This is a genomic window from Bradyrhizobium sp. B097, from assembly GCF_038957035.1.
Lineage (GTDB): Bacteria > Pseudomonadota > Alphaproteobacteria > Rhizobiales > Xanthobacteraceae > Bradyrhizobium.
On sequence record NZ_CP152412.1, the window covers coordinates 1247765 to 1263465 of the forward strand.

General features: G+C 65.1%; 14 protein-coding genes. 9 read left to right on the forward strand and 5 right to left on the reverse strand.

Annotated features, from left to right (window positions below; all coding sequences use genetic code 11):
• Positions 1–25: 25 nt before the first annotated feature.
• Positions 26–1198, reverse strand: a complete 1173-nt coding sequence (locus AAFG07_RS05605; protein WP_342726371.1) for an acyl-CoA dehydrogenase family protein — start codon at positions 1196–1198, stop codon at positions 26–28.
• 226 nt (positions 1199–1424) lie between these two features.
• On the opposite strand from AAFG07_RS05605, the gene AAFG07_RS05610 reads away from it, so the two are divergent.
• Complete coding sequence (locus AAFG07_RS05610) at positions 1425–2525, forward strand: asparaginase (RefSeq protein ID WP_342726372.1); 1101 nt, start codon at positions 1425–1427, stop codon at positions 2523–2525.
• Here the strand turns inward: AAFG07_RS05610 and AAFG07_RS05615 are convergent.
• Positions 2504–3070: a sigma factor-like helix-turn-helix DNA-binding protein gene (locus AAFG07_RS05615; protein ID WP_342726373.1), complete on the reverse strand. Its 567-nt coding sequence runs from the start codon at positions 3068–3070 to the stop codon at positions 2504–2506. The two genes, AAFG07_RS05610 and AAFG07_RS05615, sit on opposite strands and share 22 nt — an antisense overlap.
• Positions 3071–3255: 185 nt before the next feature.
• On the opposite strand from AAFG07_RS05615, the gene AAFG07_RS05620 reads away from it, so the two are divergent.
• The 5 genes from AAFG07_RS05620 (at position 3256) to AAFG07_RS05640 (ending at position 10057) form a co-directional block, all read left to right on the forward strand.
• Entirely contained in the window at positions 3256–4236 is a 981-nt protein-coding gene (locus AAFG07_RS05620) for an AraC family transcriptional regulator (RefSeq protein WP_342726374.1), read from the forward strand.
• A 60-nt stretch (positions 4237–4296) separates the two neighbouring features.
• Complete coding sequence (locus AAFG07_RS05625; protein ID WP_342726375.1) at positions 4297–5103, forward strand: MBL fold metallo-hydrolase; 807 nt, start codon at positions 4297–4299, stop codon at positions 5101–5103.
• A gap of 86 nt (positions 5104–5189) precedes the next feature.
• Positions 5190–7055: a molecular chaperone HtpG gene (gene htpG / locus AAFG07_RS05630; RefSeq protein ID WP_342726376.1), complete on the forward strand. Its 1866-nt coding sequence runs from the start codon at positions 5190–5192 to the stop codon at positions 7053–7055.
• A gap of 383 nt (positions 7056–7438) precedes the next feature.
• The gene (gene zigA, locus AAFG07_RS05635) at positions 7439–8644 is read left to right on the forward strand and encodes a zinc metallochaperone GTPase ZigA (protein WP_342726377.1); all 1206 of its coding nucleotides are present in this window, start codon (positions 7439–7441) and stop codon (positions 8642–8644) included.
• Positions 8645–8908: 264 nt separating this feature from the next.
• Entirely contained in the window at positions 8909–10057 is a 1149-nt protein-coding gene (locus AAFG07_RS05640; RefSeq protein WP_342726378.1) for a DUF3095 domain-containing protein, read from the forward strand.
• 187 nt (positions 10058–10244) lie between these two features.
• Here AAFG07_RS05640 and AAFG07_RS05645 read toward each other — a convergent pair whose 3' ends face one another.
• The 3 genes from AAFG07_RS05645 to AAFG07_RS05655 all read right to left on the reverse strand — a co-directional run bounded on the left by AAFG07_RS05645 (position 10245) and on the right by AAFG07_RS05655 (position 13047).
• Positions 10245–10688 carry a DUF2147 domain-containing protein gene (locus AAFG07_RS05645; protein WP_342726379.1) on the reverse strand — a complete coding sequence of 148 codons (444 nt, stop codon included), beginning with the start codon at positions 10686–10688 and terminating at the stop codon, positions 10245–10247.
• Between the two features lie 194 nt (positions 10689–10882).
• Positions 10883–12262 carry an MATE family efflux transporter gene (locus tag AAFG07_RS05650; protein WP_342726380.1) on the reverse strand — a complete coding sequence of 460 codons (1380 nt, stop codon included), beginning with the start codon at positions 12260–12262 and terminating at the stop codon, positions 10883–10885.
• 254 nt (positions 12263–12516) lie between these two features.
• Positions 12517–13047, reverse strand: a complete 531-nt coding sequence (locus tag AAFG07_RS05655) for a GNAT family N-acetyltransferase (RefSeq protein ID WP_342726381.1) — start codon at positions 13045–13047, stop codon at positions 12517–12519.
• A 142-nt stretch (positions 13048–13189) separates the two neighbouring features.
• Here AAFG07_RS05655 and AAFG07_RS05660 point away from each other — a divergent pair, with 142 nt between their 5' ends.
• The 3 genes from AAFG07_RS05660 (at position 13190) to tolQ (ending at position 15617) form a co-directional block, all read left to right on the forward strand.
• The gene (locus AAFG07_RS05660; RefSeq protein WP_021078629.1) at positions 13190–13789 is read left to right on the forward strand and encodes a superoxide dismutase; all 600 of its coding nucleotides are present in this window, start codon (positions 13190–13192) and stop codon (positions 13787–13789) included.
• A 244-nt stretch (positions 13790–14033) separates the two neighbouring features.
• Complete coding sequence (crcB, locus tag AAFG07_RS05665; RefSeq protein ID WP_342726382.1) at positions 14034–14420, forward strand: fluoride efflux transporter CrcB; 387 nt, start codon at positions 14034–14036, stop codon at positions 14418–14420.
• Between the two features lie 483 nt (positions 14421–14903).
• Complete coding sequence (gene tolQ, locus AAFG07_RS05670; protein ID WP_016846954.1) at positions 14904–15617, forward strand: protein TolQ; 714 nt, start codon at positions 14904–14906, stop codon at positions 15615–15617.
• The last annotated feature ends 84 nt before the right edge of the window (positions 15618–15701 follow it).

Below are 15701 nucleotides of genomic sequence, written 5' to 3' on the forward strand. Positions count from 1 at the left end.
CAACATGAAGTGGAAGAGGCGGTTGTCAGATTGGCGCGTTCCGCCGTTCATGGTTGCGGAACGCGTTGCGGGCGATGATCTGCCGCATGATCTCCGATGTGCCATCCAGAATGCGGACCACCCGCGTTTCCCGCCAGATGCGCTCGATCGGCAGGTCCCTGGAATAACCGGCACCACCGAACAGCTGCATGGTCATGTCGGCCAGCCGCTGCACCATGTCGGCGCCGGTATATTTGGACAGCGCCGCGGCGGCGGTGCGGGCGGCGGCGTCGCTCTGGTCATAACGCCAGGCCGCCTCATAGGCGACAAGGCGCGCGGCATGCAGCGCGCTCGCCATGTCGGCAATCTGCCACTCGATGCCCTGGTGGTCGCGCAGCTTGCGTCCGAACGTTTCGCGCTCCGAGACATGTTCGAGCGCGTAGTCCAGCAGCTGGCTCGCTGCGCCGACGCAATAGGCACCCCAATGCGTGCGCCCGGCATCCAGGCACCGCATCGCGATGGCGAATCCTCCACCCTCCTGGCCGAGCAGGTTTTCGCGCGGAACGCGGCAGCCCTCGAAGATCACCTCGGCATGATCAGAGCCGCGGCCGGCGGCCATCTCGACCAGGCGGCCGATGGAGATGCCCGGCGTCTTCGCGTCCACGATAAACGCCGCGATGCCCTTCGCGCCGGCGGAAGGGTCGAGCGTGGCGAACACCGTAAAGACGCCGGCGACCGGCGCATTGGTGATGTAGGTCTTGCGGCCGTCGAGCACGTAATGATCGCCGTCCCGCCGCGCCCTGGTCTGGATGCGGGCGACATCCGATCCGGTGTTCGGCTCGGTCAGCGCGAAGGCGCCGATCATCCGCCCACTGGCGAGCTCGGGCAGATACCGGTCGCGAACCGCAGGCAGCGCGAAGAACTCGATCGCCTTCGAGCCGATATGAACATTCACCCCGCTCAGATAGTAGAAGGCGGTGTGCGCCTTGGCGAGCTCCTCGATCGCAAGGCAGCTGCCGAGCATCGAGAGGCCGAGCCCGCCGAATTGCCTGGGCGTGTTGGTGCCGAACAATCCCATCCTGCGCAGGCCGGCCATCGCGCTCTCCGGCACCTCGCCGGTTGCCTCGATCGCGGCATCGTGGGGCTTGAGCTCGCTGCGCACGAAGTCGCGCACCCGGCCTTGCAGAACGCGGAGGTCGTCGGGAAGCTCGAAATGCATGGCGGGCTCATATTTCGAATAATCTTCGAAAAATGTGCGCCGCCATTCCGGCGGTGTCAACATTTTGCAGGAGCGCCGGCGAACGAGGCGGTGTGAGCAGGGTACCGGGTGGGAGCGGCCGGGAAGGGCGGAATTCCGTCCCCGATGGTTTCCGCCGCAAGTTTGTCCATTTCTTGCGCGATAAAACCACGAGTTGTGAGTACGCAATTTGTCACTGGGGGAAGAAATGACGCTGCACTCGCTTCGATCGGCTCGTTCCGTACGCATCATCGTTGGCCTTGCCGCAGCCCTCGTGATCGGGCTCGCGTCGCCGGCCATCGCCCAGCAGTCGCCCGCCGGCGGCGCGCTGGCCCGCGTGCTCGTACTCGGCACCGGCGGCACCATCGCGGGCCAGGCCAATGCACGCGCCGGCAATGCCTATGATTCGGGCAAGGTCAGCGCGGCGAACCTGATCGCCGCCATTCCGGGGATCGACAAGCTCGCCCAGATCTCGGCCGAGCAGATCTCGTCGATCGGCTCGCAGGACATGAATGACAAGGTCTGGTTCGATCTCGTCAAGCGCATCCGCACCGCGATCGACAACAAGGAAGTCGACGGCGTCGTCATCACGCATGGCACCGACACGATGGAGGAGACGGCGTTCTTCCTGCAAAACGTGCTGGATACCGACATGCCGGTCGTGCTGGTCGGATCGATGCGGCCATCCACTGCGATCGGGGCTGATGGTCCGGCCAATCTGTACGAGGCGATGCGGGTCGCATCGGCGCCGGAATCTCGCGGCCGCGGCGTGCTCGTGGTGCTCAACGACACCATCCATGCCGCGCGCTGGGTGCAGAAGACCAATACCACCAGCGTCGAGACGTTCCGTTCCCCGGATGCCGGTCCGGTCGGTTATGTCGACACCGGCTCGCTGCGCTTTCTGCAACCGGCCGCACCGGTCAAAACTGCCAAGCTGAAGCTGCCGGACGCGCCGCCCTTGCCGCGGGTCGACATCATCTATTCGCACGCCAACATGGATGCCGCGGAGGTCGAGGATGCGGTCAAGCGCGGCGCCAAGGGCATCGTGCTGGCCGGCGTCGGTGACGGCAATTCATCGAAGGGCGCGATCGATGCGCTGGCGGCCGCGGCGAAGCAGGGTGTCATGGTGGTGCGTTCGACCCGCGTCGGCTCGGGCTATGTCAACCGCAACGTCGAGGTCGAGGACGACAAGCTCGGCTTTGCGGTCGCGCTCGATCTCAATCCGCAGAAGGCGCGCGTGCTACTCCAGCTCCTGATCGCCAACGGCGTCACCGAGTCCGCGGCGGTTCAACAGGCGTTCGCGCGGTAGATCGTGGGTTTCGATGTGCCGCTTGCAGGGCTCGCCTCCGGCGCCGCCCTGGTCGCTGCTCGCCGCGCTGCGAGCAGCAGGCCGCGGGCCTCCGCGATGCGCGCCATCACAGTGGTGACGGGAACGCCGGTCACCTCAGCGATCTCCTTGTAGGAGAGATCGATCATTTCGCGCAGGGTGATGACCTCGCCGAGCGGTGCGGGCAGGTCGTCGACGAGTTGCCGGATCGTCGGCGAGGCGCGCCGGCTGGACTTTTCCTTGGTGCCGGCATCGTCCGTCGGCGAGCCGCGGCGGACCAGCATCTCGCCGAGTTTTTCCTGGCAGACGGTTTTGAGGATCGCGAGCAGCCACGGCCTGACGGCGGTGCCGCGAAAGCCGTCGAACTGGCGCTGTGCGTGCAGATAGCAATCCTGCACGGCCTGTTCGGCGTCCGCCTCGGTTCCCATCAGCACCTTTGCGAACGCATAGGCATCGTCGAGCCATGGCAGCGCGGCGTCACGAAACTGCTGCGCCGTTTTATTCCCGGCTTTCGCGCTTCGCATCATAGGGTTGCATCTCGTGAATAGCTTTACCGTCAATCGGCGGAGTGGTATCAGGCTCCCCGCCGGAGTCGTGGACCGTCGCGCCAAGCGTAGGGACAGGAACGACATGCGTGTGACATGCGCATATCGGGCAGCAGGCGATCGATCGAGCCAGCGTCGAGGTCGATCGGGCGTTCGGAGCACGGATCATGTCCGAGACACAGGTGCCCAACCGCTTCTCGATCTTCCATCACGGGCTGGCGAAAGGGCCGGCCTATGAGGCTTGGCGCGAGGGCATTTGCCGCGGCTTCTGCCGGCTCGACGTCGGACCGACCGACGACAACCGCATCGATTGTCATAACGAGTTCACACTGCTGCATACGGTCGCGATCGCGACGCCGCGCGGCGGCTCGGCCCGTTTTGCCCGCACCCGCGCGCTTCTGAGCGACGGCTGCGACGATCTCGTCCTGATCTTCGCGACGCGCGGCGCGGTGCAAGTCACACAGGGCAGCAAGGCGATCGAGCTTAAGCGCGGCCAGATGTGCCTCACCGAAATGAATGTCGTCGGCACCGCCGATCTCACCCAGTCCGGCAGCTTTACGACAACGCGGTTTCCGCGGCGCCTCTTGCTCCAGGTCGCCCCCATGGCCGAGACCCAGCTGGCGCGGACGCTTGGGCGGGAGCCGGCCTTGAGCGCGATGATCGAGCGCTATTCGACGCTCTGCACCGAACTCGCCGGCGATCTGGATGTGCCGGGACAGCAGGCGGCGGCGCATCATCTGGCCGACCTGGTCGGCCTCGTGCTCGGCAGCAGTGCCGAGACAAAGGAATTGGCCGCGCGCGATGGCGTGGCGAAGGCGCGGCTCGATCTGATGAAGGCCGATGTCCTGAAGAATCTCGACAATGGCAGGCTCACGATCGAGGCCATAGCGAGGGCGAATGCGCTGAGCACGCGCCAGGCGCAACGCCTGTTCGCGTCCGAAGGGACCACGTTCTCGGAATATGTCCTCGAGCAGCGCCTGCTGCTGGCGCGCCGGCTGCTGCTGCACGCGCAGGGCGCCGGCCGCAAGGTCAGCGACATCGCCTATACGGTCGGCTTCAACGACCTGTCCTATTTCCACCGCGCGTTCCGCCGCAAGTTCGGCGCAGCGCCAGCGGAGATGCAGATGGAACTGGGGCGCCGGCATTGAACGCGTTGCGTGGCTGACGTAGATCAGGGGATCAGCTTCACCCCAACGCGTGTGCTCTCAATGCCTCTCTGGACCTGCGAACAATGCGGCGCGCAATTTCCCGAAACCGCGGCGCCGCCTTCGTCCTGTCCGATCTGCGAGGACGAGCGGCAATATGTGAACTGGAACGGGCAAGCCTGGCTGACGCGCGAGGAGCTCGCCGAGCGGCACCGGCTGGTCTGGCGCGACGATCTCGGGCTGGTTGGATTGGCGCTCGAGCCGTCCTTTGCGATCGGGCAGCGCGCGCTGCTGGTGCCTGACAACGGCGGCTGCGTGATGTGGGACTGCGTGCCGCTGGCCACGGAGGAGGCGATCGCGCATGTCAGGTCGCTCGGCGGCCTGAAGGCGATCGCGATCTCGCACCCGCATTACTATGGCGCGGTCGCCGACTGGAGCGCGGCGTTCGACGACGCGCCGGTCTATCTGCACGGCGACGATGAGCAATGGGTGACGCGGCCTTACTCGTCGATCGTGCCGTGGCAGGGCGACAGCCATCGCATCTCCGAAGACATTCTCCTGCTGCGCGGCGGCGGCCATTTCGCCGGCGCCACCATGCTGCATTGGCGCAAGGGGGCGGACGGACGCGGTGCGCTCCTGACCGGCGACATCGCGATGGTGGCGATGGACCGCCGCTCGGTTAGCTTCATGTATTCCTATCCGAACTACATCCCGCTCAACGCGTCCGCGGTCCGCCGCATCGCGCGCACGGTCGAGCCGCTGGCGTATGATCGGATCTACGGCGCCTGGTGGGGCAAGAACATCGCAACCGACGCCAGGGCGGCGTTCGACCGTTCGGTCGCGCGCTATCTCGCCGCGATCTCGGACTGACGGTTCCCGGCCGCTCGTCTTGCCAGGCGGCGCGATCGCGCTATATCAGGGCTTTCCCGCCACTTACCGTTTGTCCGAGTTTCTGCATGACCACAACTGCCGCCGCCGAATCCCAGCCGTTCCAGGCCGAGGTTGCCGAATTGCTGCACCTGATGGTGCATTCGGTTTATTCCGAGACCGATATCTTCCTGCGCGAGCTGATCTCGAACGCATCCGACGCCTGCGACAAGTTGCGCTATGAGGCGATCGCCAATCCCGGCCTGATCACCGACGGCACGCCGCCTGAAATCAGGATCGTCCCGAACAAGGCGGCCGATACGCTGTCCGTGGTCGATACCGGCATCGGCATGGAGCGGGCCGAGCTGATCGACAATCTCGGCACCATCGCGCGCTCCGGCACCAAATCGTTCCTGTCGAAGCTGACCGAGGCCAAGGACGGCGCCAACCTGATCGGCCAGTTCGGCGTCGGCTTCTATGCCGCCTTCATGGTCGCCGATAAGATCGTCGTCACCAGCCGCCGCGCCGGCAGCGATGAAGTGTGGGTGTGGACGTCGGAAGGCGGCAGCGGCTTCGAGATCGCGCCGGCGAGCGAGGAGGCCGCCCAGCGCGTTACGCGCGGCACCGAGATCGTGCTGCACCTGAAGAAGGACGTCGCCAAATATCTCGAGGCTTACGAGATCGAGCGCATCGTCCGCGAATATTCCGACAACATCCAGTTTCCGATCCTCCTGGTGCCGGAGGAGGGCGAGCCGCGCCAGATCAACTCGGCGAGTGCGCTGTGGCAGCGCTCGAAATCCGAGCTGACGCCTGAAGACTACGCGCAGGCCTACAAGCAGATCGCGGGCGCGTTCGACGAGCCGGCGATGACGCTGCATTATCGTGCCGAGGGCCGGCAGTCCTATGCCGTGCTGCTGTTCGCGCCGTCGCAGAAGCCGTTCGACCTGTTCCAAGTCGAGCGCAAGGGCAAGGTCAAGCTCTATGTCCGCCGCGTCTTCATCGCCGACGATGCCGAGCTGCTGCCCGCGTACTTGCGCTTCATCCGTGGCGTGATCGATAGCGAGGACCTGCCGCTCAACATCTCGCGCGAGATGCTGCAGAACAATCCGCAGCTCGCGCAGATCCGCAAGGCCGTCACCAGCCGCGTGATCGGCGAGCTGGAGCAGCTCGGCGAGAAAGAGCCGGAGACCTTCACCAAGGTCTGGGACGCGTTCGGCCCGGTCATCAAGGAAGGCCTGTGGGAGGATTTCGAGCGCCGCGAGAAGCTCCTGGCGCTGGCGCGCTTCACCACGACGTCGGGCGAGAAGCGCTCGCTGAAGCAAATTGTCGACGACTTCAAGCCGAACCAGACCGAGATCTATTATCTGGTCGGCGACAGCGTCGAGCGGCTGAAGTCGAACCCGAAGCTGGAATCGGCGCGCGCGCGTGGCATCGAGGTGCTGCTGCTGACCGATCCCGTCGACGCGTTCTGGACCTCGGCGCCGCTCGAGTTCGGCGGCAAGCCGCTGAAGTCGCTGAGCCAGGGCGATGTCGATTTCGGCCTGATCCCGCTCGTCGACGACAAGGCGGACGAGAAGAGGGACGAGCCGGAGGCCGATGCCGCGACCACGATCGCCGTGATCAAGGATGCGCTCGGCGAGCGCGTCTCCGACGTCCGCGCCTCGCAGCGGCTGACCGCGAGCGCGTCGTGCCTCGTCGCCGGCGGTGACGCGCGCGACCGCGCGCTGGAGCGGCTGCTCGCCCAGCAGAACCGCGGCGAGATCACCAAGCCGATCCTCGAGATCAATTTGCGCCATCCGCTGGTTGCCGCGCTCGCGACCGACACCGCGCAGGCGAAAGATCTGTCGCTGTTGCTGTTCGAGCAGGCGCAGATCCTCGACGGCGAGATGCCCGACGATCCGGCCGCCTTCGCCAGCCGCCTGAACCAGCTCGTGCTGCGGGGCTTGGGGAAGTAGGGCGCTCCAGCCGGGCTAAGCAGTAAATCCGTCATCCTGAGGCGCGAGCGGAGCGAGCCTCGAAGGATGCACGGCCGAGCTGCTGCAGCGGGGCCGTGCATGCTTCGAGACGGCCGCTGCGCGGCCTCCTCAGCATGAAGGGACTGGCAGTTCGTAGCCCGGATGGAGCGCAGCGCAATCCGGGGCACTTCAACCGCCGAGGAACATCCCGGATTTCGCTGCGCTTCATCCGGGCTACGGTTTCGCAGACAGACAAACGATGCGGCGCGCCGCACACCGGCGCTTGACACGTCTGCGTCCTAATGATGTTATGTTATAACATTACGTAAAACTACGTGCCATGCCCCGCCGCCGCCTATCCCTCCAGCAACTGTTTAATCTCGATGCAAAAACTCCCCGTCACCATCTTGTCCGGCTTCCTCGGGGCTGGAAAGACCACTTTGCTGAACCACGTGCTGAACAACCGCCACCGCCTGAAGGTTGCGGTGATTGTGAACGACATGAGCGAGGTGAACATCGACGCCGACCTCGTCCGCGACGGCGGTGCGAACCTGTCCCGGACTGACGAAAAACTGGTCGAGATGAGCAATGGCTGCATCTGCTGCACCCTGCGCGACGATCTCCTGAAAGAGGTGCGCGCGCTGGCCGAGAGCGGCCGCTTCGATTATCTGCTGATCGAATCCACCGGCATTTCCGAGCCGCTGCCGGTCGCCGCGACCTTCGAGTTTCGCGACGAAAATGGCCAGAGCCTGTCCGACGTCGCGCGCCTCGACACCATGGTCACAGTGGTCGACGCCGCCAATCTCTTGAACGACTATGCCTCGACCGATTTCCTCAGCCAGCGCGGCGAGGCGCTCGACGGCGACAAGCGCACCTTGGTCGATTTGCTGGTCGAGCAGATCGAGTTCGCCGATGTCGTCGTGCTGAACAAGGTCGATGCCGCGACGCCGGCCGAGCGCGAAGCTGCCCGCACCATCGTGCGCGCGCTCAATCCCGACGCCGACGTCGTCGAGGCGAATTTTGCAAACGTGCCGTTCGACCGCGTGCTCGACACCGGCCGCTTCGACCATGAACGCGCGCAGCAGCATCCGCTTTGGCACAAGGAGCTTTACGGTTTTGCCGAGCACGTGCCGGAGACAGAGGAATACGACATCACGAGCTTCGTCTATCGCGCGCGGCGCCCATTCGATCCGGTGCGGTTTCACGGGTTCCTGTGCGAGAGCTGGCAAGGCGTGATCCGCGCCAAGGGCCATTTCTGGATCGCGACGCGCCCGGATTGGTGCGGCGAGATGAGCCAGGCCGGCGCGATCGTCCGGACCGAAGGCCTCGGCTCGTGGTGGGCGGCTATCCCGCGCGAGCGCTGGCCGGATCATCCGGACTGGCGGCTGATGATGCAGCGGAGCTGGAACGATCTCTACGGTGATCGCCGGCAGGAGCTGGTCTTCATCGGCTCAGGCATGAACGAAGCCGACATCCGCCGCCGGCTCGATGCCTGCCTCGTCACCGGCCGGCCGGGCATGGACCCGAAGGCCTGGGCGCGGCTGAGCGATCCGTTTCCGCCGTGGAGGAGAACGGGCGAGGCGGCGTGAAGTGCTAGAGATGCGCCCTCTATCCCCGTCATCCTGAGGTGCGAGCGGAGCGAGCCTCGAAGGATGAATCGGCCCCGGATGTATTCATGGGGCACCATCCGTTCGTGGCGACAGTCGGGCCGTCGACCCTTCGAGACGCGCGCCAAGGCGCGCTCCTCAGGGTGACGGTGACAGAGGGCGCGGGCTCCGAGGGAAAACCCGGTCCCAACCTGCGCCGTATCTGCTAGAGAGTTTCGTGACGGACGAACACAGCACGGCGTTGCGATGGCTGGCGGCAGCGAGATCTTCTACGGCGGCATTCCGGTGTTTCGCGGCTTCGCGCGCCTGATGGATCCGGCGCTGTATGCGCCATTGCCGGATGACTGGACGGTCGGCGTCGCCGATATCGTGGAGTCGACCAGGGCGATCGCGGCGCAGCGCTACAAGGCGGTCAACATGGCCGGTGCCGCGGTGGTTGCCGCCGTCACCAATGCGCTGGAGGGCCGCGAATTCCCCTTCGTGTTCGGCGGCGACGGCGCGAGCTTCGCGGTCGCGCCCGCCGATCTCGACAAAGCGCGCGAGGCGCTCGCGGCGACCGCACGCTGGGTGCGCGATGATCTTGACCTGGTGCTGCGGGTGGCGCTGGTGCCGATGTCCGCGATCCGCGCCGCGGGCGCCGACGTGCGCATCGCGCGCTTCGGGCCGTCGGCCAATCTGTCCTATGCGATGTTCTCGGGCGGCGGTCTTGCGTTTGCCGATGCCGCGATGAAGCGCGGCGCGTTCGCGGTCGATCCGGCGCCCGAGGGCACGCAGCCCGATCTGTCCGGCCTGTCCTGCCGCTTCGAGGTGATGCCCTCAGTGCGCGGCGTCATCCTCTCGGTGCTGGTGCTGCCGGCGAAGGACGTCGATCCGGCTGCCTTCCGCAAGGTGATCGAGGATATTGTCGTGCTGGTCGAGAAGAGCCCGGAGGCTGGACGGCCGGTGCCGGCAAATGGCCCGCCGCTGCGCTGGCCGCCTCAGGGAATGGAGTACGAGGCGCGGGCGCGGCGCGGCGGCTCGCTTGCACTGCGCCGTGCCACGGTGCTCGCGTTCACGCTGTGGGCCTATACGCTGATGCGGTTCAATATCCCGGTCGGCAAGTTCGTGCCGAAAAACTATGTGCGGCAGCTGGTCGAGAATTCCGACTTCCGCAAGTTCGACGACGGCCTGCGCATGATCCTGGATTGCACGCCGGAACTCGCCGCCGAGCTCGAGCAGCGCCTGGTTGCCGCAGCCGCGCAGGGCATCGTGCGCTACGGCCTGCACGAGCAGGATGCCGCGATGATGACCTGCTTCACGCCGTCGGTGATGCGCGCCGACCACGTCCACTTCATCGACGGCGCCCGCGGCGGCTACGCCTCGGCCGCCACCGTGCAGAAGACGCGCGCGGTGTAGCGCTGATCAAGCGGCAAACTCGGTGCACCTCTCCCGCTTGCGGGGGAGGTCGCATCGCATCGAATGATGCGATGCGGGTGGGGGCTCTCTCCACAGTGTGACTAGAGGAGAGAGCCCCCACCCCAACCCTCCCCCGCAAGCGGGAGAGGGGGCGCAGCTTTCTCCGCGTTTGCTGCTCGGCCAAGGATCAGCGTCCCACCCGCGTCCAGGTCTCGCCGCCGCACAGCGCGCCGACGCAGCCTTCGACGCGCAGCGTGCTCTCGCCGGTGACCGAGATGCTGCTCGCATAGGTGCCGCCATCATCGGCATTGTAGATCTGGCCCGACCATTTGCCCGCGGCAACCGGCTGCATGCCGGAGAACAACGGCAGCCCGATGATCGGCCGGTTGGCCAGCGACGGATTGGGATTCTTGTTGTCGACCTGCGGCTTGCCGGTCATCGGATCGATCGGGTCGCGCAGGCTCGCCACCACGCCGCAGATGCCGCCGCCGCATTTGCTGACCTTGATGCGGGCATCGCCGGCCTGGGTCTGCCAGACGCCGAATGGCTCAGGCGCGCCTTGCGCATGTGCGGCAGGCACAGCGAGTGCCGTCGCAATGATTGCGATCACGAATCCGAATTTGCAGGCCATGACGTGTTCCCCAAGAGGTCGGCCTGCATATCAAGTCGAAAGATTTCTGCAATGTAATAATCGCGCGATCAGGCGGGCACGATCCGGAAAATTTTGTAGCTTCTTTCCGAGGCCGCCATGCTCCGGCAAGGCTCGGAAGGGTGGCGGTGCCATGTCGCGACTGAAAGCGCAGCGCGAGCTCCGGCGCTGCGGGTCTAGCCCCAACGGGTCAGCTTGATTGACACGATGGTCGCGAGGCCGAATGCCACCATCGCACCTCCGACCAGCGCAAACAGCGTCCACGCCGGGGCGCTCGCGGTGGCGAGCCACCAGCCGCCGATGCCGACCAGCAGCAGGCGGATGGTCCCAGCCAGCACCGGCCCGCCGACCTTGGCCGCGCCTTGCGAGGAAAAATACAGGCAGACGCCGACGCCGAAGAAGCCGAAGGCCGGGCCGGCCAGCGCGAAATAGGACGAAGCGGCGGCGGTCACGCCGGGATCGGTGGTGAACAGCGCAATCCACAGTGTCGGCTTGAGTGCGACCACGAGGCCGACCACTCCGACGACAAGTCCGGCAACCGTGCCGGCGGTCCATGCCACCTTGCGGGCCCGCGTCACCAGTCCCGCACCAACAGCCATGCCGACCATCGGCACCGAGGCGACGCCGACCGCGAATGCGATCGGAATCAGCAGGAATTCCAGCCGCGAGCCCATGCCGTATCCGGCCAGCGTCTCGGTGCCGAAGCTCGCCAGGATCTTGGTGAAGATCAGGATGGTCAGCACGCTCTGCAGCGGCGACAGGCAGGAGATCGCGCCCACTTTCAGGATGTCGAGGAACATCGCGCGCTGGAAGCTGAAGGCGGCGAAGTCGAGCTTCAGCCGGCTGCGGCCAGAGGCGAGATACCAGGCGAGGAAGATCGCACCACACGTGAACGCCGTGAGCTGGCCCGCGGCGACGCCACGCATGCCGAGGCCCGGCATGCCGAACAGCCCGAGACCGAACACGCCGCCGATCGCGATCTGGATCATCGAGACGGTGATCAGCGTCATCGAGGGGACGCGCATGTCGCCGGTCCCGCGCACGACGGAGGCGAGCGTGTTGACCAGCCAGATCGAGATCGCGCCGGAGAACAGCACCTGCGAGTAATGCATCGACTGCTCGAGCACGCCGCCGCGGCCGCCGAGCAGCGCATAGAAGTCGCGGCCGAAGCCCAGCATCATCACCGTGAAGAACAATCCGGCACAGGCGCCGATGATCGCTGCATGCAGCGCCAGGTCGGCGGCGCGGTCGCGGTCGCCGGCGCCGAGCGCGCGGCTGATCGCCGACGAGACGCCGCCGCCCATCGCGCCGGCCGACATCATCTGCGTCAGCATCGCGAACGGAAACACCAGCGCGATGCCCGCCAGCGGCTCGGTGCCGAGCCGGCCGATATAGGACGTCTCGGCGACCGCGACCAGCGTCGAACCGAACATCGCAATGGTGTTGGGGACCGCCAGCCGCAGCAGCGTCGGCAGGATCGGCGCCGTCAACAAATGGTCGACGGGTACCGCAGGCGTGGCCGGGTTGATGTCGTCGATCGAGGCATCGATGGTCATGCGCTGATTGCCTTCACCTCTCCCGCTTGCGGGGGAGGTCGGATTGCATCGGAGATGCAATCCGGGTGGGGGCTCTCTCCATGGAATGACTCGTGGAGAGAGCCCCCACCCCAGCCCTCCCCCGCAAGCGGGAGAGGGGGCCTATTGCCGATGCGGCGCTCTTCGATGTCAATTGTTCGGACTCGGAATCAATAAATGATGATCAACATGCTACGACGCACGTCTAATTCAGGCCACCCGCGCTCGCGCAGGGGTCACCACGGCAGGCCGCATAGGTCGATCTTGCCCTGGCGTGGCGCGCGAACGATGTCGTTGACGAACGGCGCCATCGCCTCGAAGCGGATCTGCCCGGAGGGCTGTTCGCAAGTGACTTCGCCGGCGAAGGGATGCCAGCCGCGCGACTGGTAGAATGCGAAATTGTGCGGCTCGCAGAATAAGATTGCAAATTTCACCGCGTCATTGGCACGAATGGTGTGCACGGCGGCATCTAACGCGAGCGATGCATAGCCGCGCCGCCGGCAATCCTCGCGGGTCGCAACCCCGCCGATGCCGCCGACATGCACCTTGTGGCCATTCCAGGTGATCGTCCGGAAATAGATACCGACGTGGCAGGCGAGCCCGCTATCGTCGGGCGCATCGAGAAACACGCGCAAATCCGCGTGAGCCCATTTGATGTCCGCCCACTGCTTGTTCGCCATGATATCCGGGCTCCAGACCGCCCCGAGCAGCGGCTCGGCGCGCCGCCACGACGCATCTCCGTTGAGAATGTCGATTTCGATGCTCATCGTCTCAGGTCCCTGGGTCTTGGTCCTCGGCTGCGCCGATCTGTCATACACGATCCGAAAATGCGGTGTTTCTCCGCCGTGGAACCTTCTATAAGGGGGACCCGTTAAGTGTAGTCTCCCACCCTCTGTTGGACATTACCCCATGACCTTCACGCTACCCGATCTGCCCTACGCCCACGACGCCCTTGCGCCCTACATGTCCAAGGAAACGCTGGAGTTTCACCACGACAAGCATCACCAGGCCTACGTCACCAACGGCAACAACGCGATCAAGGGGACCGAATTCGAAGGCAAATCCCTCGAGGAGATCGTGAAGGGCTCGTTCGGCAAGAACGCGGCCGTCTTCAACAATGCCGGTCAGCACTACAACCACATCCACTTCTGGAAGTGGATGAAGCCGAATGGCGGCGGCAGCAAGTTGCCCGGTCGGCTGGAGAAGAAGATCAACGAGGATCTCGGCGGCTTCGAGAAGTTCAAGACCGACTTCGCCGCTGCCGGCGTCGGCCAGTTCGGCTCCGGCTGGGCCTGGCTGCAGGTCAAGGGCGGCAAGCTCGAGATCGCCAAGACCCCGAACGGCGAGAACCCGCTGGTCCACGGCGCGGTGCCGATCCTCGGCGTCGACGTCTGGGAGCACTCCTACTACATCGACTACCGCAACCGCCGTCCGGACTATCTAAAGGCGTTCGTCGACAGCCTCGTCAACTGGGACTACGTCGACGAGCTGTTCGGCAAGGCCGGCTGAGCGCAGATCGCAATTCGGCTCGACCCTCTTATCCTCCCCTGGAGGGGGAGGGTCGACGCGAATGAAATGAGCGGCGGGGTGGGGTGACGGTCTATCCACGCGCGACACCGTCCGTGTTGAGAGATCATCCCACCCCGTTTCGCATTCCGCTTCGCTTCATGCGAACCGACCCTCCCCTCCAGGGGAGGGTGAGCTTTTGAGCGGCGCGTATTGTGAGCTTCTCGACACACCAGCGGGGGCATTGGTGGTTAACGCGGCAAGCTATCTCCTCGTCTTCTTCGGCGGCGGCCTCGGCGCCACGCTGCGGCAGCTGATCAATGTCACCTGCGCGCGCTGCATCGGCACCGCATTTCCCTACGGTACCTTCATCATCAACATCACGGGCTCGACCGTGATGGGCCTGATCGCCGGCTATCTCGCCTTCAAGGGCGAGGCCTCGCAGCCGTGGCGGCTGTTCCTGATGACCGGCATCCTCGGCGGCTACACCACCTTCTCCGCCTTCTCGCTCGACACCGCGCTGCTCTATGAGCGCGGCGAGCTCGGCCTTGCGGCGCTGTATGTCGCGGGCTCGGTGGCGTTGTCGATCGCGGGTCTGTTCGCCGGGCTTGCGATCGTCAGGCATTTGACCTGAGCTTGAATCGCGCCATATCCCCGTCGTCGTCCTGGCGAAAGCCAGGACCCATTACCCCAAGTCTCAATGTTGCGCGCGGCTGGGGCCGCGATCCCGTTCATCACCGAGCGCGGTGGTTGTGGGTCCTGGCTTTCGCCAGGACGACGCAAGGAGAGGGGGCACCCGCACCCCCTCCGTCTGGCGCAACCAATTCATCTGCGGAACCCGCCAACCGCCTCCGCCGGCGGCATTTCCCGCCTCCGAATTTCCCTTTGGTAACCTCGCCTTAACCATGATTAGCGTTTGGTTAGGGTCGGAATGCCGCGTGAAAAGCCCTCGTTTTGACATGTTGGCAGGGGAAGCAGGGCCCGGCTTTGGACGGGCCCCCCATGCGACAGATGCAAGAGGCTTTCGCGCAGTTTCGCCGCGCCTGATGCGGCCGTGGAATCGGTGCCGATGGGCGGCCCGCCTGATGGGGACACTTGCGTTGAGAGGATATTGCCGATGAATCCCGCCGACGTGGCTCAGTCAACTCTGCCACTGGCATCGAGCGATGTGTCGCTGATCGCGTTGTTTTGGCAGGCTCATTGGGTCGTCAAATGCGTGATGTTGGGACTTTTGTCCTGCTCGGTGTGGGTCTGGGCGATCGCGATTGACAAGATCCTGCTCTACGCCCGTACCAAGCGAGCGATGGACAAGTTCGAGCAGGCGTTCTGGTCCGGCCAGTCGATCGAGGAACTCTACCGGGCCCTTTCGGCCAAGCCGACCCAGTCGATGGCGGCCTGTTTCGTGGCGGCGATGCGGGAGTGGAAGCGCTCCTTCGAGAGCCAATCACGGTCCTTTGCCGGCCTGCAGGCCCGGATCGAGAAGGTCATGAACGTCTCGATCGCCCGGGAAGTGGAGCGGCTGGAACGGCGGCTGCTGGTGCTGGCGACCGTCGGCTCGGCCGGCCCCTTTGTCGGCCTGTTCGGCACCGTCTGGGGCATCATGTCGAGCTTCCAGTCGATCGCGGCCTCGAAAAACACCTCCTTGGCGGTGGTGGCGCCCGGTATCGCGGAAGCGCTGTTTGCGACCGCAATCGGCCTGATTGCCGCAATTCCGGCGACTATTTTCTACAATAAGTTCACCTCGGAGGTGAACCGGCAGGCCGCGCGCCTGGAGGGGTTCGCCGACGAGTTCTCCGCCATCCTGTCGCGTCAGATCGACGAGCGGGGCTAGAGCATGATCCGGAAAAGTGGAGACCGGTTTTCCGAAAGGATCATGCTCAAACAAAGAACCGAACTTACGATGGTCACTGTTGTG